19 protein-coding genes and 1 pseudogene are annotated in these 20,750 nt (G+C 34.1%); 8 read left to right on the forward strand and 12 right to left on the reverse strand.

What is annotated here, in order from left to right; translation table 11 throughout:
* Positions 1 to 765: 765 nt before the first annotated feature.
* From Q0K76_RS12300 to Q0K76_RS12310, 3 genes are read right to left on the reverse strand one after another with little or no spacing between them, the layout of a single operon-like run.
* Positions 766 to 1,896, reverse strand: coding sequence for an ABC transporter permease (locus tag Q0K76_RS12300; protein WP_294615969.1), 1,131 nt, complete (start codon positions 1,894 to 1,896; stop codon positions 766 to 768).
* A 5-nt stretch (positions 1,897 to 1,901) separates the two neighbouring features.
* Complete coding sequence (gene rbbA / locus Q0K76_RS12305; protein ID WP_294615970.1) at positions 1,902 to 4,700, reverse strand: ribosome-associated ATPase/putative transporter RbbA; 2,799 nt, start codon at positions 4,698 to 4,700, stop codon at positions 1,902 to 1,904.
* A gap of 13 nt (positions 4,701 to 4,713) precedes the next feature.
* Positions 4,714 to 5,787 (reverse strand): efflux RND transporter periplasmic adaptor subunit, encoded by a 1,074-nt coding sequence (locus Q0K76_RS12310; RefSeq protein ID WP_294615971.1) that lies wholly within the window; start codon positions 5,785 to 5,787, stop codon positions 4,714 to 4,716.
* Between the two features lie 353 nt (positions 5,788 to 6,140).
* Here Q0K76_RS12310 and umuD point away from each other — a divergent pair, with 353 nt between their 5' ends.
* Positions 6,141 to 6,575, forward strand: a complete 435-nt coding sequence (gene umuD, locus Q0K76_RS12315; protein ID WP_294615972.1) for a translesion error-prone DNA polymerase V autoproteolytic subunit — start codon at positions 6,141 to 6,143, stop codon at positions 6,573 to 6,575.
* Between the two features lie 8 nt (positions 6,576 to 6,583).
* On the forward strand, positions 6,584 to 7,849 hold the full coding sequence (locus tag Q0K76_RS12320) for a Y-family DNA polymerase (protein ID WP_294615973.1): 1,266 nt from the start codon (positions 6,584 to 6,586) through the stop codon (positions 7,847 to 7,849).
* Positions 7,850 to 7,900: 51 nt separating this feature from the next.
* Here Q0K76_RS12320 and Q0K76_RS12325 read toward each other — a convergent pair whose 3' ends face one another.
* The 4 genes from Q0K76_RS12325 to Q0K76_RS12340 all read right to left on the reverse strand — a co-directional run bounded on the left by Q0K76_RS12325 (position 7,901) and on the right by Q0K76_RS12340 (position 12,928).
* Positions 7,901 to 8,299, reverse strand: coding sequence for a hypothetical protein (locus tag Q0K76_RS12325; protein ID WP_294615974.1), 399 nt, complete (start codon positions 8,297 to 8,299; stop codon positions 7,901 to 7,903).
* A 550-nt stretch (positions 8,300 to 8,849) separates the two neighbouring features.
* Positions 8,850 to 10,163, reverse strand: coding sequence for a hypothetical protein (locus Q0K76_RS12330; RefSeq protein WP_294615975.1), 1,314 nt, complete (start codon positions 10,161 to 10,163; stop codon positions 8,850 to 8,852).
* A gap of 463 nt (positions 10,164 to 10,626) precedes the next feature.
* Positions 10,627 to 11,928 (reverse strand): hypothetical protein, encoded by a 1,302-nt coding sequence (locus tag Q0K76_RS12335; protein ID WP_294615976.1) that lies wholly within the window; start codon positions 11,926 to 11,928, stop codon positions 10,627 to 10,629.
* Positions 11,929 to 12,523: 595 nt separating this feature from the next.
* Positions 12,524 to 12,928: a hypothetical protein gene (locus tag Q0K76_RS12340; RefSeq protein WP_294615977.1), complete on the reverse strand. Its 405-nt coding sequence runs from the start codon at positions 12,926 to 12,928 to the stop codon at positions 12,524 to 12,526.
* Between the two features lie 204 nt (positions 12,929 to 13,132).
* On the opposite strand from Q0K76_RS12340, the gene argE reads away from it, so the two are divergent.
* Positions 13,133 to 14,290, forward strand: a complete 1,158-nt coding sequence (argE, locus tag Q0K76_RS12345) for an acetylornithine deacetylase (protein ID WP_294615978.1) — start codon at positions 13,133 to 13,135, stop codon at positions 14,288 to 14,290.
* 43 nt (positions 14,291 to 14,333) lie between these two features.
* Here argE and Q0K76_RS12350 read toward each other — a convergent pair whose 3' ends face one another.
* Positions 14,334 to 14,681 (reverse strand): helix-turn-helix domain-containing protein, encoded by a 348-nt coding sequence (locus tag Q0K76_RS12350; RefSeq protein ID WP_294615979.1) that lies wholly within the window; start codon positions 14,679 to 14,681, stop codon positions 14,334 to 14,336.
* A 113-nt stretch (positions 14,682 to 14,794) separates the two neighbouring features.
* On the opposite strand from Q0K76_RS12350, the gene Q0K76_RS12355 reads away from it, so the two are divergent.
* Positions 14,795 to 15,355: an NAD(P)H-dependent oxidoreductase gene (locus Q0K76_RS12355; RefSeq protein ID WP_294615980.1), complete on the forward strand. Its 561-nt coding sequence runs from the start codon at positions 14,795 to 14,797 to the stop codon at positions 15,353 to 15,355.
* Between the two features lie 246 nt (positions 15,356 to 15,601).
* Here Q0K76_RS12355 and rnz read toward each other — a convergent pair whose 3' ends face one another.
* Together rnz and Q0K76_RS12365 are read right to left on the reverse strand one after the other, a co-directional pair.
* Complete coding sequence (gene rnz / locus Q0K76_RS12360; protein ID WP_294615981.1) at positions 15,602 to 16,519, reverse strand: ribonuclease Z; 918 nt, start codon at positions 16,517 to 16,519, stop codon at positions 15,602 to 15,604.
* Between the two features lie 6 nt (positions 16,520 to 16,525).
* A complete protein-coding gene (locus Q0K76_RS12365) occupies positions 16,526 to 16,753 on the reverse strand; it encodes a YccJ family protein (RefSeq protein ID WP_065565685.1) in 228 nt (75 codons plus the stop codon).
* Positions 16,754 to 16,829: 76 nt separating this feature from the next.
* On the opposite strand from Q0K76_RS12365, the gene yaaA reads away from it, so the two are divergent.
* On the forward strand, positions 16,830 to 17,603 hold the full coding sequence (gene yaaA, locus Q0K76_RS12370; RefSeq protein WP_294615982.1) for a peroxide stress protein YaaA: 774 nt from the start codon (positions 16,830 to 16,832) through the stop codon (positions 17,601 to 17,603).
* 79 nt (positions 17,604 to 17,682) lie between these two features.
* Positions 17,683 to 17,814, forward strand: a complete 132-nt coding sequence (locus tag Q0K76_RS12375; RefSeq protein ID WP_294615983.1) for a hypothetical protein — start codon at positions 17,683 to 17,685, stop codon at positions 17,812 to 17,814.
* 3 nt (positions 17,815 to 17,817) lie between these two features.
* On the opposite strand, the gene Q0K76_RS12380 is transcribed toward Q0K76_RS12375, so the two are convergent.
* Positions 17,818 to 18,678, reverse strand: a complete 861-nt coding sequence (locus tag Q0K76_RS12380; protein WP_294615984.1) for a carboxylate/amino acid/amine transporter — start codon at positions 18,676 to 18,678, stop codon at positions 17,818 to 17,820.
* An 898-nt stretch (positions 18,679 to 19,576) separates the two neighbouring features.
* On the opposite strand from Q0K76_RS12380, the gene Q0K76_RS12385 reads away from it, so the two are divergent.
* Positions 19,577 to 19,867, forward strand: coding sequence for a hypothetical protein (locus Q0K76_RS12385; RefSeq protein WP_294615985.1), 291 nt, complete (start codon positions 19,577 to 19,579; stop codon positions 19,865 to 19,867).
* A gap of 26 nt (positions 19,868 to 19,893) precedes the next feature.
* Entirely contained in the window at positions 19,894 to 20,175 is a 282-nt protein-coding gene (locus tag Q0K76_RS12390) for a hypothetical protein (RefSeq protein ID WP_294615986.1), read from the forward strand.
* A 432-nt stretch (positions 20,176 to 20,607) separates the two neighbouring features.
* Here Q0K76_RS12390 and Q0K76_RS12395 read toward each other — a convergent pair.
* A pseudogene (locus Q0K76_RS12395) lies at positions 20,608 to 20,750 on the reverse strand (IS481 family transposase); the annotation flags it as partial.

The raw sequence follows: 20,750 nt of genomic DNA on the forward strand, positions 1-20,750 counted from the left end.
ACCTAATTGGTTAACAAGATGATTAATCACTTTGGCCATATGAATCTCCTTTTCATGCTTTGTCATTTTTTATTATTGTTTATGTGTATCAGTCAGTTGCAACATTCAATAACAATTCGATATTATATAATATCAGATACTATTTAATATAAACAGTACGGTATATAAATAAAACCGATATTATTAAAATAATTAAAAAAAATAATAAAGTTAGCTCAGTAAGCCTTTATATAGTGAATTGAGGCGTATATACATCATCAATCATGCCACACGAAAAATACCAGTATATGAAAAATAATTAAGTTACTATCCGATGATTAAGCAATACCGATTACTTGTTATTAGTTATGCTGGTTATAATGTTTGGTTAACAGGACCGGATAAATTCATCATGCTCAAAATATATAGTAAAAAAACTATATAGATGAATTTAATTCAGAAGATAAAATCTGTAATGAATTTTATGCAATATCAGAAAGAAATTATCAATGGAATAATGATAATCATTAATCGCTAAATTATAAAAATAACGATAGATTATATTGAAAAAACACCCAACCCAAAGTATCAAATCTCTGATGCTCATTTCAGTTATTGACTTAGTCGGTGAATAAATCTATATACTATTTTCGGTAGATTAATTGACTCTTGGCATTTAATTTCCATTAATCCAAACTTGCGTAATTCAATCAGCAAGATCTTACCAAGAGTCATAACTAAAACCGGCTAATGTCCATCCCATTACCATCAATTATAAACAGATGCTTAAGATCCCATATTAACAATTGATTTACGAAAACGCATTAAAGCAAAAAGAAAGAATACCGTACCAATAGCAAGTAACCAGACAAATGAGGTCCAAACAACCTCGATTCCTGCCCCTCGGTATAAAATTGCTTGCCCTAATTGAACAAAGTGAGTTGTTGGTGCTAACATCATAATGTTTTGAACAACTTCGGGCATACTTTCACGAGGAGTGCTACCGCCAGACAACATTTGTAGTGGTAATAGAATCAAAATAAACAACATTGCAAACTGTGCGGTTGATTTGGCAACAGTTGCCATAAATATACCCATTGAAGTCGTTACAAACAAGTGTAACCCTACCCCAATTAAAAATAATGCTACTGAACCAGTAATAGGCACACCTAGCCAACCATGCACAACAACTAATAATGAAACCCAGGTAGAAACAAGGACTACTAATCCCATTGACCATATTTTAGATGCCATAATTTCAAATGGTGTCACTGGCATGGCAAGAAGGTGATCAATTGTGCCGTGTTCACGCTCACGCATCAATGCTGCCCCCGTTAAGATAATCGATAAAGTAGTAACAATATTGATTATTTCCATCACAGAACCAAACCAGGAGCGAGTTAAATTAGGATTAAAAGCAGTATGTACTTGAATATTAACTGGCAAATTACTTACAGCACTATAACGATTTACAAATTGAGTTATTTCACCATTAATAATTTGTGTTATATAGCCATTCCCAACAAAAGCTTGCCCCATACGGGTAGCATCGACATTAAGTTGAATTTCGGGACTTTGATTATTTAGTACATCACGCTGAAAATTAGGTGGAATATTAAGTGCAAATGTAAACTTATCAGTGTCCATTCCGCGATCAACATCGTTCATTGAATGCAATTTAACCGGTTTTATAAACATTGGTGGATAAAATGCTTGGATAATTTGCCTAGATAATGGTGAATCATCTTCATCAACCACCGCGATGGATGCATGATGCAGTGAATCAGACGTTGCTGTTGCGGCAGTATAAATATCTAGAGTAAAACAATAGGCGATTAACAGTAACATAATGGGATCACGTAATAATCCCCACAACTCCTTAATCCCTAAACGATAAATATTAATTAAACTTTGCATAATATTTACCCTTCCTGCTTTTTAAGAAGAAAAATGCTGGCACCAAGCACAATAGGAATGGTTATCAATAAAGCGAAAATTGAACCATGTAGATCAGCAAAACCAAGAGCTTTATTAAACACTCCCCGCGCTATAATTAATAGATGTGTTGTTGGATAAACTTCTCCAATATACCGTCCAATACCTTCTAATGAAGAAACTGGATTAAGTAACCCAGAAAATTGTATTGCGGGTAACATTGTACCTACACAGGTTAAAAAGATAACGGCAATCTGGCTACGCGTTACTGTCGATGCTAATAAACCAAATCCAGTTGAAATAATACAATATGCCAGAGCTGCAAAACATAAAGTCAATATACTGCCTTTTATTGGTACATTAAAAATAGTGACGGCCATGATTAGCAACAATAAAAAACTCAACATTGAAATGATAATATATGGAACTTGCTTACCTAATAAAAATTCCGTTCTTGTAACTGGTGTTACGTAAAGATTAATAATTGATCCCATTTCTTTTTCACGTACCACCGACAAAGCGGCTAACATCGATGGAATCATCAATAGTAGAATAGGAATAACAGCTGGTACCATTGACGGTAAACTTTTAATATCAGGATTATAACGATACCTTGTTTCTATATTAGCTAGACTTTTAGATTCCTGTCCTAAAGTTTCTCTTACTTTTTCACTAAGCCAAGCTAGATGCATTCCTTGTACATAACCCTTTATAGTGTCTGCTCTCATTGGCATGGCACCATCTATCCAAATACCAATATCAACAGAATCACCTCGTTGAATATCACGACCAAAATTAGGTGGTATTTCAATTGCTAAAGCAATGTCATTACTGCGCATACGTGCATCCATATCATCATAGTCTTTGATTGCTGGTCTCTCGACAAAATAACGTTTGGAACCAGACAAATTAAGTGTATAGTTTTGACTAATACCACTTTGATCACGATCGAGCACCGCAAAACGAAGATCTTCTACATCCAAAGTAATACCATAACCCATAACTAACATTAAAATTGCTGATCCTAATAGCGCTAAAACCGCTCTTAATGGATCGCGAGAAAGTTCAAGGGTTTCTCGCCATAAACAACCGACCATGCGCGTTAAACTAAATCCACTAAGATGGCTTTTTGATGAACTATCTTCTTTACTGCTAGACACGACTTCTGGTACTTCAGCTGTTTTTTCATCACTCCCTGTATCATCAGCCCCAGCATCAACCAGATAATTAATAAATGCTTCTTCTAATGTTTTCGCATTTTTAGATGCAATAATATTATCAGGCGTCTCACTCGCTAAAACTTTACCCGCATGCATCAAGGAGATTCTGTCGCATCTAGCTGCCTCATTCATAAAATGGGTAGTGATAAATACGGTGACTTTATCTTCTCTAGACAGTTCAATGATTAAACGCCAAAAATCATCTCGTGCGATGGGATCCACACCAGATGTAGGTTCATCAAGAATAAGGATTTCAGGATTATGAACTACTGCCACTGATAAGGATAAACGTTGTTTTACCCCTAAAGGCAAACTATCTGGTAGGCTTTGTGCGTCTTGTTCTAATCCAAAACGTTTAAGTAATTCCTCTACTCTACTCGGAATTTTACGCTCTTCAATCCCAAACAAGCGTGCATGTAAAACTAAATTTTGTTTAACCGTTAATTCACTATATAAAGAAAAGGCCTGTGACATATAACCTAAATGGCGTCTAACATTAATATCACTGGCATCAACGGGTTTACCAAATAACCAAGCTTCACCTGATGAAATCGGCAATAAACCTGTTAACATTTTCATGGTGGTTGATTTACCGCAACCATTTGACCCTAAAAAACCGAATATTTCACCTTGTTTAATCGAAAAATTAACATGGTCAACAGCAATAAAGTCACCAAATTGCTTAGTCAACCCTTTTGCTTCTATAGCGATTTGAGTTTGTTGATTAATATCCAATGGTGGAATCTCAACTGCTTGGTAACCTTGTTTGGCATCATCCGGCATTAATTCAATAAAAGCGGCATCTAAATTATCTTTACCTGTTTTTGCTAATAATGATTGTGGGGTGCCTGTTTCAAGAATCTTGCCCCCATACATAGCCACTAACCAATCAAAATTTTGAGCTTCATCCATATAAGCTGTTGCTACAATAACACTCATTTGTGGGCGTTGTTCTCGAATTTTATTAATGAGTTGCCAAAATTGTGCTCGAGAAAGTGGGTCTACACCAGTCGTTGGTTCATCTAAAATTAATAGATCAGGATCATGAATCAAGGCTGAACATAAACTTACTTTTTGTTTCATACCACCTGATAAACGCCCTGCTGGTCTTGATAAAAACGGATAAAGTCCAGTACTACGTGTTAATTCATCTATTCGACGACGACGTTCAGCGGCGTTATTACCGAAAAGTCGAGCAAAAAATTGCAAGTTTTCTTCAACCGATAAAGTTGGATAGAGGTTTTTACCTAATCCCTGAGGCATATAAGCAATTCGCGTACAAACCGATTTGCGATGAGATTTATCTTTCATGTCCCCATCTAACACATAAACTAACCCTTCTTGAATAACATGGGCACCAGCAATAAGAGATAATAAACTTGACTTACCCACCCCATCAGGACCGATTAAACCAATCATACATCGAGGGGGAAAATTTAAGCTTATATTATTAAGAGCACAATTATCTTTGTAATGAAGGGTAACATTATTAATTTTTACCACTGCATCATCAATCGATTTATCCTCAGCAAGTAAAGCTAAATCATTATTATCTACTTCTGACATATGCTATCTCCAATTATTTAGTTGGACATTTTGCAACATCAGATAAATCAGTAGGCCAAGGTGTTTTAGGATCAAGTCGAACCCAAGCAACTCCAGGTAGTCCTGTTTTAACATAGTTTATGTAACATCTTAATAGTTCAGGACTTAATTGGGCTTTTACCCTAAACATCAATTTTTGACGTTCATCTTTGGTTTCAACTGTTTTCGGTGTAAATTGTGCAATACTTGAAACAAATGATACTTTTGCAGAAATGGCTTTATTAGGTAACGCATCCAGAATTAATCTAACTTCATCCCCTATAGCAACTCGTCCTGCAATAGTTTCTGGTAAGAAGAATGTCAAATAGACATCAGATAGATTGACTAAATTCAAAACCTTACCACCTGAAGCTAAAACTTCACTTGGTTGAGCAATGCGATATTGAATACGACCATCAACCGGAGCAATAAGTGTACTATCATCTATATCAGCTTGAATTTGGTTAATATTTGCTTTAGCCACATTAATTGCTGAAACAGCACTTTCTACACTCGCTTGTGCAGCTTCAATTGCAGCATCGGCAGCGACAACTTGAGATTTAGCTGAATCTAACGCCGCTTTAGCACTATTAACTTTTGCGGTATCATCATCATACTGTTGTACAGACAAGGCTCCTTTTTTATAAAGAGAAGTAGTTCGATTAAGGTGTTTTAATGCAATATCTAAATCACTTTCTTTTTGATTGACACCGGCTTCTGCAGCAACTTTATCGCTCATTCTTAATGCCACTTGCGCTTTAGCATTTGTTTCGTTACTAATCGCTTGTCGATACTGTGCTTGAGCCTCATTTAACTGCGCTTGTAAAGTGTCTGTCTGCATAATAACCAGAGCTTGACCGGCTTTAACAAAATCCCCTTCTTCTACATTAATTTTTTCAATTCTTCCGGCTAATTTGGTAGAAATATTTACTTCAGTTGCTTCAATTCGTCCATTACCACTTATAAAGTCCGAACCAAACCCGTTCGTTTTTGTTTGTTGCCAGACAATAAACCCGATAGCAACAACGATAATTGCAACGATACCCCATTTTTTGCTTAATTGTTTCATTACCAACACCCTATTTTAAACTGAATATTTTATAGTGAAAATTTTATAACGTTATTATTTATTTTATACATTAGTTATCAAATTAGTTAAATAATATCAGATGTCTTTTATAAATAAAATCAACTCGAAAAACAAACGCAATAAAAGCTAAAAATTTGAATTTTTATAGTTTAACTACATTTGTCATTAAGATATAAAAAATCAATGTAAGCATTTTTCTACATCATTTCTAATTTTACAGTATTTTTTATTGAATTCAGAACAAAATACTGTATATTTATACATTAATATTGTTTTTATCTCGCACCTCTATACTTCATGTGTAATGTTTTATTAATTATTAGGAGAATTTTTTGAGTAAAAATTGTATTGTGCTTGGATTTGTTGATTCTTTTAGCAAAAACCATTTACCCTTAATTGATATACCTGTTAGAGCTGGATTCCCCTCTCCTGCTGATGATTACTTAGAAGCTAAACTAAATTTAACTGAGCATTTAGTTAAACACCCCAGTGCGACCTATTACATTAAAGTAATGGGAGATTCGATGATTGACTATAGTATTTATAGTGGTGATTTATTAGTTGTTGATCGATCCTTAACTCCTAAGATAGATGATATTGTTATTGCTGCTGTTGATGGAGAATTAACATGTAAATGCTTAGGAATAATTGATGGGAAACATCATTTATTATCAGGAAATGCACTCTATTCACCAATTTCATTAGTTGGTAAAGAAGTCCATATTTGGGGAGTAGTTATCCATACCATTCACTCTTTACGCAAGTGAGGACATTTATGATAGGTTTAATTGATTGCAATAACTTTTATGCTTCTTGTGAACGAGTTTTTAATCCAAAATTGGAAGGAAAGCCAATTGGTATTTTATCCAATAATGATGGTTGTGTCATCGCTCGTTCTAACGAGTTAAAACCTCTAGTGCCTATGGGAATGCCTGCCTATCAAATTCAACCTAAAATTCGCAAACAAGTTACGCTATTAAGTTCTAATTATGAACTCTATGGCGATATGAGCCAACGTGTATTTGATACGGTAAGTAATTATACTGCCAACATTGAGCCTTATTCGATTGATGAAGCATTTATACAATTAAATGGATTTAGTGATATCACTGCTCATTGTCAAAAATTGAAAACCATTGTTAAACGTGATACAGGGATTCCTGTTAGCATCGGCATTGCAACAACCAGAACATTGGCAAAGCTAGCTAATCATATTGCCAAAAAGCAGATTATTCACCAAGGTGTTTACTGCTTATCAACTAATAAAAAATCATTCATTGACACGTTAAAAGCCTATGCCATTGATGAAATTTGGGGTGTTGGACGGCGTATTGCCGAAAAATTACAAATTTTAGGTATACGCACTGCATGGGATTTACACCAAGCAGATCTAAAACAAATCAGGCAACAATTTTCTGTAGTCCTGGAACGAACTGTTTTAGAATTACGTGGCATTGCCTGCATTGAATTAGACGATTTATCGACTCCCAAAAAAAACATCATGACTTCGCGTAGTTTTGGGCGGTTAACAGGTGACTTATTTGACTTACAAGAGGCCATCCGCATTCATGCTAGTCGGGGTGCTGAAAAGCTTAGATACCAAAAATCCGTTGCTAATGCTGTTCTGGTTTTTTTAAAGACTAATCGTTTTCGAAAAGATCTAATCCAATATCATCCATCAATAGTAATCCCCCTTACCTTTGCTACTGATGATTCCCGGTTAATCATTCAAGCCGCCCAAAAAGGATTACGATCAATTTATAAAAAAGGATATTTATTCATGAAAGCTGGGGTAATGTTATTGGATCTAAAAGCAAAAAACAGCAATTCGCAATACGATTTATTCACCAGCGAATCATCCACTTATTTGCAACAAAAAAATGACAAATTAATGCAAACAATAGATAGCATTAATCAAAAAATGGGGAAAAATACTATCCAACTGGGAGGCGCCCGGCAACATGCGCCTTGGCAAATAAAGCGAGAACAACTTAGCCAACGTTACACCACTCGATGGGATGAGTTACCCTTAGTTAAATAAATTATCAATAATAAGTAGAAATAAAAATAGATAGCTTACTGTTTAAATTCTCTATTTGATCGAAGTTATTAGTTCACTTTGTTCATCGCACACTTGAACCCTTACACTCCATTTTTCTTGTTTAGGATCACGCATTTTTTCACAATAAACAGCAATAACATATTTATGGGGAATATGGTCATCACCTAATATAATTTTTTCCCATTTAGCTTTTAACGGCACCGCACATTTAGGAACAAAAACTTTAGCATTGGGCTCAAGTGATTGCCAATTAGTGTGGTGTTGCTGGTTATACTCATTAATAAATTGTTTAGCTTTATTATTGATATAAGCTAAACCCTCAATTTTATCATTACCATAATCTTGCTCTACAAAAGTTTGCGCTTGGACAAAAGGTAGCAGAGTAAGACTTAACAATAAAACCATTATTTTTCCGATAAAATTTTTCATACTTATTAATCATCCATTAATTACGTTAGCACAGCATCAACCATACACAATAAATTGTTTATTATACTTAATTGTAGTGTTAATTTAAGCCCAATAATTAATCATATTTAATGACTGGTTTTTCACTCAAGGCTAATTTTAGTTCAATTTTTATTTCAACAACACCTAACTAGGTCATTTTTTGAGCAACCACTACGGGCAATTAGCATTCTTAACTTAAGTTGATGGATGAGTGGTGGGTAAGGTGGTGCTTGCTTGAATTCAAATACTAAGATGTATATCTTTCCTGAAACATCTTTACAGAATTTTGATTCATAAATTGTCGAATGCTATTAAATTGAGTGATTCTATTTATTATTGTGCTGACACACGAATAAGAGAATTTTGGCACCCAAATAGCTATACAGCCCAAACCAAGGCCTGCACAATATTCATATAGTCAATAGTAGCCCTCAATTTTGGACTTGATTGTTTCTACCTCAGCAACTGTTCATTTTTTAAGTTAACTTTATTTACACCATCTTAATTTTTACACCTTAAAGATTAAGAACTAGGGGCTGGTACAAACCCCGTAGGTCCTACTGGCAGGATTACCGATGTAAGCACCGCCACCAAAGGAATCGACTCCGAACTCGTAAGTACCGCCAGGAGTACTTGCCCAGTAGCTGCCATATATGAAGCCTGACTCGGTATAATTAACCATATTGCCCCATTCGCTAAACAAACCCGCACCAATTTGACGCTGATAATGATTACCACTTGATGATGGTGTGGCACCAACAAAATTTGAACCAGATGCGTTGCTGATGTCTTTTACTTGCGGGAGATGATAACCTATACTCGAACACCAAAGAGTGGTGTTGGTAGAGGAATCCCTTTTATCTCCACGGTTGACAAACCACTGCTTTAATACAAAACCATATTTTACTATTGCTCTATCACTACTATCATAACCGACTAACTCGAAGGTCTGTGGCAAGATTGGTTTGCTAATTGAACCTGGTGTGTCAGCTTGTATTTGGTCAGCTGTTGCTGCCGGGCCGGTTAGTTTGACACGGACACTTGTGCCGCTGCTATTAGGTGTCATAGTGGCAGTAATACCTGCCATGGTTACAGCAGGCCATCTCAAAGGACCACTACCCATTATATTTAAATCAAAATACAGATTATTAGCGCCAGTAGTTGGAAAGTTATGACTGTATGATGACGGACTCGTTGATTGTAGCAGAAAGCCTTTATTCGGTGTCCATATATTAGCGAGATTGGCATCATAAATGCCTGTGCCATATTCATGAGACGGCTCAGTGTAGCAGATAGCTGGAGCTGGTTTTGGACTGATATAATAAGTGGCACTACTGCTAGTAAAACTACTACTATTAGGCTCCCCATATTGAGTTGTTAAATGACCATTAGTGCTGGTTAATACCACTTTATAAGGTGCTTTACAAATATTTAACACGGTACTACGACTAACAGTTTGGTTATTTTTATCGGTAATACTCACACTTAGACTTCCAGTAGCGGTTATACCATTTACCCCTTGACCGTCACCATCATCGTCACCCCAATAATTATAAGGCGCACCAATAAGATCATTTAATGTTATTGAGTCAGTAGTGGTGGGAATCAACATACCAATATCCGCAAAGCTTTGCCCATCTTTGGGTAACTTTATTGGGTTTGTAGAAGTTGAAGTATTGGTTCTCGGGGTAATGCTAGTACCGTCTGATAAGGTAATACCTAATAAACCCTCAGTAGTGGAGACTTTTGTGTGACCATTATCGGAAGTTAAATAGGGTTTGGTGCCATTAATAGCATGCGCAATACTGGCTGATAATGCTTGGGTATTTGCTGAGTATGGCAATAAAATCAAGGGTACTAAAGCTAAAAGTGCTTTAGATAAACGCTTAGAGATTAAGAAATATAACTGCGATACAGTTGAATAGTTAAGAGTGAAAATAAACCTGGAGTCAAAAAAACTGACTAAAGTGTTTTTAAGAGGATTAAATACATAAAGTTGCCAGCGCTGGTGTCTGGTGTCTGGTGTCTATAATGATACTGCATAGCATCCCGCCTGTCAATTAATTTATTGTTTATTTCGCATTTTTATGCGAGCTTGCTCATAAATTAAGCTAAATCTATTTATTATTTTATAATTATAACGTCTCAAAAATAAATGACTACCTTTTAACCTAAAAAATTTGTAAAGAATAGTAAATATTGTTAGAAAAGTTACCTCTATTGAGGCAACTTTTCTTTGGTCGCTTACCCTTAACTGACTAATAATTAACCTCACAACACAAGGATAAAGAGTTAAAACTAAAATGTTACGGACTGGTACACATTCCATAGTTATTATGATTGAAATAGTTAGTACCAATGTTGCCATCATCTGAGTTAACAGCAAACTTAGTAATTTCCGATGCATAACTATTTGTCCAATAGTAATGGATGTTAGAAAAACCTGTTCCTATGTAATTGATCATACTACCCCATTCGCTGAATAAACCCGCACCAATTTGACGTTGATAATAATTACCGCTTGATGAACCAACATAGCCTTCACCTGATGCGTTGGTTACATCACTTACTTCTATTTGCCGATATCCTAGATTTGTACACCAAGATGCATGATTTTGAGGGGTATCCCTTTTATCTCCACGATTGACAAACCACTGCTTTAATACAAAGCCATATTTTACTATTGCTCTATCACTACTATCATAACCGACTAACTCGAAGGTCTGTGGCAAGATTGGTTTGCTAATTGAACCTGGTGTGTCAGCTTGTATTTGGTCAGCTGTTGCTGCCGGGCCGGTTAGTTTGACACGGACACTTGTGCCGCTGCTATTAGGTGTCATAGTGGCAGTAATACCTGCCATGGTTACAGCAGGCCATCTCAAAGGACCACTACCCATTATATTTAAATCAAAATACAGATTATTAGCGCCAGTAGTTGGGAAGTTAAAACTATAATCTGAACTTGATTGCAAGAGAAATCCCTTAGTTGAACTCCATATATTATCAGGACCAGCGTAGGAGTCTGTACCTAAACTAAGTTCAGGCTTGGCGTAACAGATAAAAAGTGAGGAATTTGGATTGATGTAATAAGTGACACTACTGCTAGTAAAACTACTACTATTAGGTTCCCCATATTGAGTTGTTAAATGACCATTAGTGCTGGTTAATACCATTTTATAAGGAGCTTTACAAAAATTTAACACGGTACTACGACTAACAGTTTGGTTATTTTTATCGGTAATACTCACACTTAGACTTCCAGTAGCGGTTATACCATTTACCCCTTGACCGTCACCATCATCGTCACCCCAATAATTATAAGGCGCACCAATAAGATCATTTAATGTTATTGAGTCAGTAGTGGTGGGAATCAACATACCAATATCCGCAAAGCTTTGCCCATCTTTGGGTAACTTTATTGGGTTTGTAGAAGTTGAAGTATTGGTTCTCGGGGTAATGCTAGTACCGTCTGATAAGGTAATACCTAATAAACCCTCAGTAGTGGAGACTTTTGTGTGACCATTATCGGAAGTTAAATAGGGTTTGGTGCCATTAATAGCATGCGCAATACTGGCTGATAATGCTTGGGTATTTGCTGAGTATGGCAATAAAATCAAGGGTACTAAAGCTAAAAGTGCTTTAGATAAACGCTTAGAGATTAAGAAATATAACTGCGATACAGTTGAATAGTTAAGAGTGAAAATAAACCTGGAGTCAAAAAAACTGACTAAAGTGTTTTTAAGAGGATTAAATACATAAAGTTGCCAGCGCTGGTGTCTGGTGTCTGGTGTCTATAATGATACTGCATAGCATCCCGCCTGTCAATTAATTTATTGTTTATTTCGCATTTTTATGCGAGCTTGCTCATAAATTAAGCTAAATCTATTTATTAATTTTATAATTATAACGTCTCAAAAAGAAATAACTACCTTTTAACCTAAAAAATTTGTAAAGAATAGTAAAAGTGTATTAGGTTTTTATTTGATAGGTATTTTTTTTGTGGTTTACTGGAAGAATCGCACCTAGATGTGGAGTGTAAGTTTGTTGTAATTGCAATGACCAAATTAGTGTTTTGATAATTCCGGATAATAAAAAGACTTGATAATAAAGTTAATAAGCTTAGCCGACAGCTTGCCAACTACTTTTTATGATCTAATAGTAGTTGTATACTGAACATATTCTGGTATTAATTTACGAACAAAATCATTGAATTGATGTTATCTCTTTCCCTTTTTCATTACATACCGGCACCCATACATCCCATTTGTCTTGATTAGGATCACGCGTTTTTTCACAATAAACCGCAATAACATATTTATGAGGAATATTACCGTCCATTAATTTAATTTTATCCCATTTAGCTCGTAAAGCTACGGCGCATTTAGTCACCACAGTTTTAGCATTCGGTTCAAGTGACTGCCAATTGGTTTGATGTTGCTGGTTATACTCACTAATAAATTGTTTAGCTTTATTATTGATATAAGCTAAGCCTTCAATTTCACCATCACCATAATGCTGTTCAACATAAGTTTTAATTTGAGTAAAAGATATTGCAGGAATAGCTAGCAATAAAAAAACAGATAGTATCTTAATGGAACTTTTTATCATAAATTTATATTCTCTTTATTTAGTATGATATCAATTATAAATAATCAACATATTAGATGTCATCATAGCATTATAAAAAGTATATGGAAATCAACATAAGTGACGTTGTAACAAAATATCCTATTAGGCAAATAACATAGTAAGTGCTATGCTTATAATCTGATTATTGAACTTGTGTTTGGCTATTTTATAAAGGTGCTTTTTATGACTCTCCCTTCGTTTTTGACTCTCTATAATGAACTTATTTCTACTCCAACTATCAGCAATGTCACCAATGAAAAATTAGATTATTCCAACCAACCGCTTATTGATAAATTAGCGACTTGGTTTACTGATTTAGGTTTTACGGTGGACATTCAACCGGTGCCTAATACTCGTCATAAATTTAATCTGCTCGCCACCTATTCCAATAGTCAAAATAAAACCAAAGGTGGATTATTACTAAGTGGCCATAGTGATACCGTTCCATTTGATGATGGCCAGTGGACTAAAGATCCCTTTAAGTTAACCGAAGAAAATAACAAATTATATGGGCTTGGTACCGCAGATATGAAAGGCTTTTTTGCTTTTATTTTAGATGCATTGCGGGATATTGATCTCAAAAAACTTACTAAACCTATTTATGTACTGGCCACCGCAGATGAAGAAACCTCAATGGCGGGCGCGTCATTTTTTGCTAAACAAACCCAACTGCAACCCGATTGTACTATTATTGGTGAACCAACATCATTAATTCCTATCCGAGCTCATAAAGGCTTTTTATCCAATTCAATTAAAGTCATTGGTAAGTCAGGTCATTCTAGCGATCCCGATAAAGGCATTAATGCGATTGAAATTATGCATTTAGTTATTGAGCGTTTATTAAAATTAAAACAGAAATTTAAAGAACAATACCATAATGATGGCTTTACTGTTCCCTACCCGACTTTGAATTTGGGTGTGATCCATGGTGGAGATGCAGCCAATCGTATTTGTGGGTGCTGTGAATTGGTAATTGATATTCGCGTATTGCCGGATAATGACGTAGATTCACTTTATAATGCCTTGTGTGAAGCTTTACAACCAGTCATGGATAAGTACCCTAATCGTATTTCCGTGGAATATGAAGTGGCACCAATCCCGGGGTATGAATGTAAAAAAGATCACCCCGCATTGCAGCATATTGAAAAGTTGGTTGGTCATACAGCGCAAACGGTAAATTACAGTACTGAAGCCCCTTATTTAAATCAAATAGCGCCAACCATTGTATTAGGGCCGGGTTCTATTGAGCAAGCACATCAACCAGATGAATTTATCTCGATGGACTTTTTAAAACCAACTAAAGTAACCATCGAACGCTTGATTAAAGATTTTTGTCTATAATCGAGAAACTCATGCGCCGACTTCGTCGGCGTATAAACATAAATTATAATAATTTGTCATCTTTGTGCTTATTTCCCCATTGGCAAAGCATATATAAAATAGGCACTAAAGATTTTCCTCGATCCAGTAACCCATATTCAACTTTTGGTGGAATTTGCGGGTACTCTTTTCTGAAAATCAATTTATCTTTTTCCATTTCTTTTAAAGTATTGCTTAACGTTTTAAAAGAAATATTTTTAATACTGCGTTTAAGTTCATTAAATCTCATTACTGGTTGATTTTCATTCAACCAATAAAGAATAATAATCTTGTATTTACCTCTAATCATCGAGAGAGTGTAATGAAATCCACTATTCTCAAAATGATCTACGGCACAATGATGATTTTCCATGTTTACACTCTCCCTAAAGATAGTACATAACGATAATTACCGTACTTTAAAAATAATTGTATCAATACTATTATGCTCTAATTATAAAGAACGATATAGAAAGAATCTTTACAATGAAACGCACATTAGTCATTGTCGCACATCCGCATTTGGCTTCTTCAAATGTTAACCGATGCTGGATTAATAAATTAAATCAATATAATGAACAAATCACCTTACATGATCTTTATTCACACTATCCTACTTTTAAAATAGACCCAAGTTTCGAACAAAGCTTAATAGAAAATCATCAAAATTTAGTTCTTCAATTTCCAATATATTGGTTTAATTGTCCACCATTATTAAAACAATGGTTAGATGAAGTTTTTACCTATGGTTGGGCTTATGGTACTGATGGTAATAAATTGAAAAATAAAAAAGTAGGATTAGCAGTTTCTGCAGGAATTAAAGAAAGTGATTATTCAAAAAATGGTCGTTATAAATTATCTCTTGAAGAAATATTAAAACCATTTGAATTAACGATGAATTACGTAAAAGCTGATTTTCAAAAAATATTCGCTGTTTATGGTGCGAATAATGAGCCAAATTACCAAGATAAAATTACGTTGAACGATATTAACCAAAGTGCTGATAATTATGTTGATTGGATGAAAAAATTAGGAATGTTGATATAAATTGCGTGTTTGAAACTTATTGAAATTTTTATTCCAAACGAACAAGTATCAAACACCATACTAAACATTTTACCCACTTGATTGGAATTTAGATGTTGAATTCAAATCGAGAAAAAATCAAACAGAATAGACTCCTGAATAATTTTTACAAATTTATATCATATAATACTCAAACAGACTCGAGTATAAAGTTGTTTAACAGACAGGAATAACCAGCAAATTCACTGATAATGACAATGTAATTTATTAAACTTGGAAAGTGGCTAAGTCATAAGCAATTTCAGTATTAGCAAATACAGTTTTCGCTTCATTCACTAATTTAGTGCTATCTTGTAAGCTATACCTAGGGCTGATATGCGTAATAATCAGCCGTTTAGCATGCGCCTGTTTAGCGATGGTAGCGGCTTGCACGGTAGTGGAGTGACCACGATCCAAAGCCGTATCTTGTAGAGCATTTTCTTGCGTGGCTTCATGAACCATAACATCAGTATCTTTAGCTAATTCAATTGAAGCCTGACAAGGAATAGTATCACCTAAAATAGCTAACTTGCGCCCTGGCTTAACCTTACCCAAATAATCAAGTCCATTAATTACGCGCCCATCATCGAGTGTCACCGCTTTACCTTGTTTAAGCTGGGCATACAGCGGGCCAATGTTGATATTATCTTGTTTTAATTTATCTATCATAAGGCTAGGAGGACGATCTTTTTCAATAATTCGATAACCAAAGCAAGGGACGCGGTGCTGTAACTGTTTGACTTCAATGCAAAATTGCTCATCTTCAAACACCATGCCATCTTGTTCGAGTTCAATAATATTAAGTGGATAGGTTAACCAAGAATAACTAACGCTCGTTACAGTTTCGATAAACTGTTTAATACCTTTGGGAGCAATTAAAGTTAACGCCGATTGGTTTTGCATTAATGATCGGCTAGTTAACACGCCAGGCAGACCAAACAGATGATCACCATGCAAGTGAGTTAAGCAGATCAATTCAAGTTTAGCCAGACTAAATTTGGCTTTTTGCATTTGCATTTGGGTGGCTTCACCACAATCAAAAAGCCATAATCGACCTCGTTCTTGAAGAAGATCTAAAATAATTGCACTAACATTGCGTTCAGCGGTTGGACAACCGGCGCTGGTACCAAGAAAAGTAAGATTCATGTCAAGCTAGACGTTTTTACGCTCAACGGTTTGTTCACCCCAAAATAATTTGTTGGCTTTGGTTTTAGAAAAAGCGAGTTGTAAGACTTCGTCACTCCCTTCTTGCCAAATTTGTTCAGCTAACGCTTCATCATGGTTGGCGACTTCAAAAATAGCTTCTGCAATTTCGATAGAAGTTTCACGAACATTAGCCCAAGATCGAATATCATGTATATCTTTTTTGGTAGAATTCATATTATTACTCCTCTATTTGCAAGATAACATGTAAAATAACCCTAAATTAGGCAAATTACAATAGGTCAACAACTTTATGTTAACTATTCTTTCCCCTGCAAAAACGCTTGATTATCAAAGCCCATTAATCACCCAACAACATACCCTACCGCAATTTATCAATGCGACTAAACAGCTAATTAAAGATTGTCAAAAATTGAGCGTCAACGACTTAACTAAATTAATGTCAATTAGCCAACAATTAGCCGAAATTAATTATGAGCGATTTCAAAATTGGCATGCTGATTTTAATCTCAGTAATGCCAGACAAGCAATTTTAGCCTTTAAAGGTGATGTTTACGAAGGTCTGCATGTTGAAGATTTTAACAAAAGTGATTTGCAATTTGCCCAGTTACATTTGCGAATTTTATCCGGTTTATATGGTGTTTTACGACCTCTTGATTTAATCCAACCCTACCGCTTAGAGATGGGCATTCGCTTGAAAAATGGTAATTATACAAATTTATATCAATTTTGGGGTGATCAATTAACTGAATACCTCAATGATGAACTAAGCCAATCAAGCAATCCAACTTTAATTAATTTAGCCTCCAATGAATATTTTAAGGCGATCAAAGCCAAACAATTAAAAGCTAAGATTATTCAACCCATTTTCTTGGATAAAAGTAAAGGTGAATACAAAGTCATCAGTTTTTATGCCAAAAAAGCCCGTGGGCTGATGAGTCGCTTCATCATAAAAAATAGCATTAATAATAGTCATGATATTAAAAGTTTTAATTTGGAAGGCTATCAATTTGATCAACAACGTTCGACTGAATTAGAATGGTACTTCATTCGCAATCATGAATAGAATACTACATATTAAGATGGAATTAGAATTGCATGTCGTGGTATTATTAAGTTCAATATCAATTGCCATCAACTATTAGATGATGGCAAGACAGTTTGCCGTATTACAAGGACCGATTGCAGCGAGTTTACTTATCTCAACTGCATTATCATCAATAACTACACCATTAATTTTATCGATTATGATGCAGTTACCGTTTACTTTATCCTAATCTTTACTGATTTAAACGGTTGCGTTTAAATCGGTAATGTAGCATTAAAGCAGCAACAATAACCGCACTGCCTAACAAAAATCGCAACCAATCAATAGATTGATGCCAAAACACCACATTAACTAAAATTCCAGTGGGAATAACTACATTATTCATAATAGCCAACGTTCCAGAATCGACTTTCGTGGCCCCATAATTCCATAAAAAATAGCATAAGCCAGAGGCTACAATACCAAGCCAAACAATAATTAACCACTGTACATTGGTGGTTGGCAATTTTTGTGAGTTGCCAAATAACATCCACCCTATTGTGGCGACAATTACCGCACCTAAATAAACCCAAGCAAAAGCCTGATGTTGTGGTAATGGGTAAATTTCCATGATCCGTTTATAACCTACTTGCCCCAAGGCAAATACCATATTGGCACCCTGAATCAATAAAAAGCCAATCATAAAATCGGTACTTATATGATCGTAACGAATAATGGCAGCACCAATCACAGCAATAATAGCAGTAAAAAGATAACTAAGCCTTAACGGATGGCATTGCAATAAATCATAAATAACTGTCACATAAATTGGTGTGGTAATAGTAAATAATAGTACCTCAGGAACAGAGATATATTGAAAAGAGTTATAGTAAAAAAAGTACATAATACCTAGCTGACAAGCCCCTACCCCCATCAACAATGACATTTGTTTAATTTGTATATGTTTAATCCGTAAAAATGGAATAAAAGTAATAAATGCCAAAAATACCCGCATGACTACCGCAAACCATGTATCTACTTGCCCACTTAAATAAACAGCAATAAAACTAAATGAAAAAGACCAAACAATAGTCACAAAAATAAGATAAAGCATAGTTAAATAATATAAGGTTATGTATTTTGAGGAAGATGATGGTATCAATTACCTTCTTTATTGTAAATAAAGTATCATTACAAATTGAGATTACCTGATGATCGATAAAATCAAATATAGGTTCAATAACCTCTGCTATACGTTTATGATAACCAGTAACAAAATACTCATTGTTATAAAACTTATGATGTAGAAAAAATATATTCAGATTTTAATTTTACCCTTAATCAATATATTAAATATTTCTAACTTATCGCCTTATCTCAGTGAAATTTCGATACCGATTTTTAGCTAAATAAAAGAGTTTAATATTCTCGATTTTAAATAAATAACTTTGAAATGTTGTAGCTATTCAAAAATACCGTAATTATTAATTAAAGCTATGTTCTATTAACATCAAATCTTTTTATGGTCAATATAGATTCATATTTCATGGGTTTAACGGAAAATAAAAATCTCATTGCAGAAAAATGAATACTATTTCGTGAGTGAGCGGGAAATTAATTTACACACAAAGTTACAATTGATGTTATTGATTGAAAAAACGCATATATAACAATGAATTATCCATTTACAGCGAGTTAATTTACCCACGGATTAGTCAACTTCACCAAAGAATCACATTTTAAAGCACCTAAATAACAAATTATTGTTTTAATTCAATGTTAAATTTAGCCATAATGTTTTCTACTATGAATTTTATCTATATCATAGAAAAAGCAATTGCCACTTTTGGGTGACAATTAATTTAAAGTTGGTATTTTATTCAGGAAAGTATAAAGATTATATATCTACTGAAAAAATTAACAGTTTTAAGCTTAAGCAAACACTATAATGGGTAATTAGTTTTTTAAAAAAAATTTTCATCTTTCAATAAAGAAGAATTATGGGGCAAATAGTGGAACAAGAAAAAATATATCAAATTGCCAACAAATATAACTTCAACATTTTAGATTTTTATGATTGTCCCAGTTTTTATGGGAGTTGGTCTATAAAATTAACTAATGAAAAGTATGATTGTTTTATTAGGTTTGAAGGACGTGATGGTTACATAATAATGAATGGTCTTAAAAAAACGGAAAAAGAATTATTTGAAAAAAATCTGGATATTAGAGAAATAAATAAAAAAGGAATTAATGAACTAACATTATGCGATACGTGGTTGCATGAAATGTGTTGTAGTAAATAATAAAATATAAAACAGAGCAAATAAAAATGATTCAAAATCAACTATATAATTATGCAGCTGCATTACAATTTGAAGTTATCAGTTTTAACGACTCCTCTTACCCTTATGCAAGCTGGAAAATAAATTTGCAGAAAAAGGGAAACTATTATGAAATAAAATTTGATGGAAAACTAAATAAGATGTTTTTCAAATCTAAAAAAATATCCAACAACAAAGCATTATTAAATTTATCAATTTCTGACATAGAATTAAAATTGTTAGGAATAAACCAATTAGAACAATATAAATTATGGTTACAATCCAACTAATAAAAAAGATAAAGGTATTAGAATACTAATAACAAACTGATCCTCGTTGCAGAATATATATATAATATATTAGCTACCAAACAAACGATGAAAAAATATAGATCAAATTGTAACTCAAGCTGTTATAGCAATATTTAACATATTATCAAGGGAATTTTATGCGTAATATTATTAAAATTTTCGAAGAACTTTACAATTATAGTCTTTACAAAATAAATGATAATTATGTTATTACGATTGAGTTTTATGAACAAATTATAGACTTTAATCTAAGTTTTTTCTGACAGAAAATGAAATTGAATATATACACGACAAACAGTTCATAAAAAAGCAAGTAAGTTTAATAAGAAAAGATAAAAAATCATATATGATTAGGTGTAGTAGCTCAAACCTGATCTGACAGTTATCAGTTTTTCATAGGTGCCTGTCAGGTTAAATTTGGTTCAGATTTTTTTCTTCCCAGAGTAGTTTTCCATCAAGTAATGTTGCCATTGGTGTTCGACCACAGCACATTTTTCCTTGATGAGTTCGTTCATTATTGTAATAATGCAACCAGTTGTCCAGATCTGTTTGTA

This window comes from uncultured Gilliamella sp., assembly GCA_945271295.1.
In the GTDB taxonomy this organism is placed as follows: domain Bacteria; phylum Pseudomonadota; class Gammaproteobacteria; order Enterobacterales; family Orbaceae; genus Gilliamella.

Bases quoted from the DNA above. Each gene is read 5' to 3' on its own strand.
- Q0K76_RS12300 (WP_294615969.1), bottom strand. From the start codon at position 1,896: ATGCAAAGTTTAATTAATATTTATCGTTTAGGGATTAAGGAGTTGTGG.
- rbbA (WP_294615970.1), bottom strand. From the start codon at position 4,700: ATGTCAGAAGTAGATAATAATGATTTAGCTTTACTTGCTGAGGATAAA.
- Q0K76_RS12310 (WP_294615971.1), bottom strand. From the start codon at position 5,787: ATGAAACAATTAAGCAAAAAATGGGGTATCGTTGCAATTATCGTTGTT.
- Q0K76_RS12320 (WP_294615973.1), top strand. From the start codon at position 6,584: ATGATAGGTTTAATTGATTGCAATAACTTTTATGCTTCTTGTGAACGA.
- Q0K76_RS12325 (WP_294615974.1), bottom strand. From the start codon at position 8,299: ATGAAAAATTTTATCGGAAAAATAATGGTTTTATTGTTAAGTCTTACT.
- Q0K76_RS12340 (WP_294615977.1), bottom strand. From the start codon at position 12,928: ATGATAAAAAGTTCCATTAAGATACTATCTGTTTTTTTATTGCTAGCT.
- argE (WP_294615978.1), top strand. From the start codon at position 13,133: ATGACTCTCCCTTCGTTTTTGACTCTCTATAATGAACTTATTTCTACT.
- Q0K76_RS12350 (WP_294615979.1), bottom strand. From the start codon at position 14,681: ATGGAAAATCATCATTGTGCCGTAGATCATTTTGAGAATAGTGGATTT.
- Q0K76_RS12355 (WP_294615980.1), top strand. From the start codon at position 14,795: ATGAAACGCACATTAGTCATTGTCGCACATCCGCATTTGGCTTCTTCA.
- rnz (WP_294615981.1), bottom strand. From the start codon at position 16,519: ATGAATCTTACTTTTCTTGGTACCAGCGCCGGTTGTCCAACCGCTGAA.
- Q0K76_RS12365 (WP_065565685.1), bottom strand. From the start codon at position 16,753: ATGAATTCTACCAAAAAAGATATACATGATATTCGATCTTGGGCTAAT.
- yaaA (WP_294615982.1), top strand. From the start codon at position 16,830: ATGTTAACTATTCTTTCCCCTGCAAAAACGCTTGATTATCAAAGCCCA.
- Q0K76_RS12375 (WP_294615983.1), top strand. From the start codon at position 17,683: ATGATGGCAAGACAGTTTGCCGTATTACAAGGACCGATTGCAGCGAGT.
- Q0K76_RS12380 (WP_294615984.1), bottom strand. From the start codon at position 18,678: ATGCTTTATCTTATTTTTGTGACTATTGTTTGGTCTTTTTCATTTAGT.
- Q0K76_RS12390 (WP_294615986.1), top strand. From the start codon at position 19,894: ATGATTCAAAATCAACTATATAATTATGCAGCTGCATTACAATTTGAA.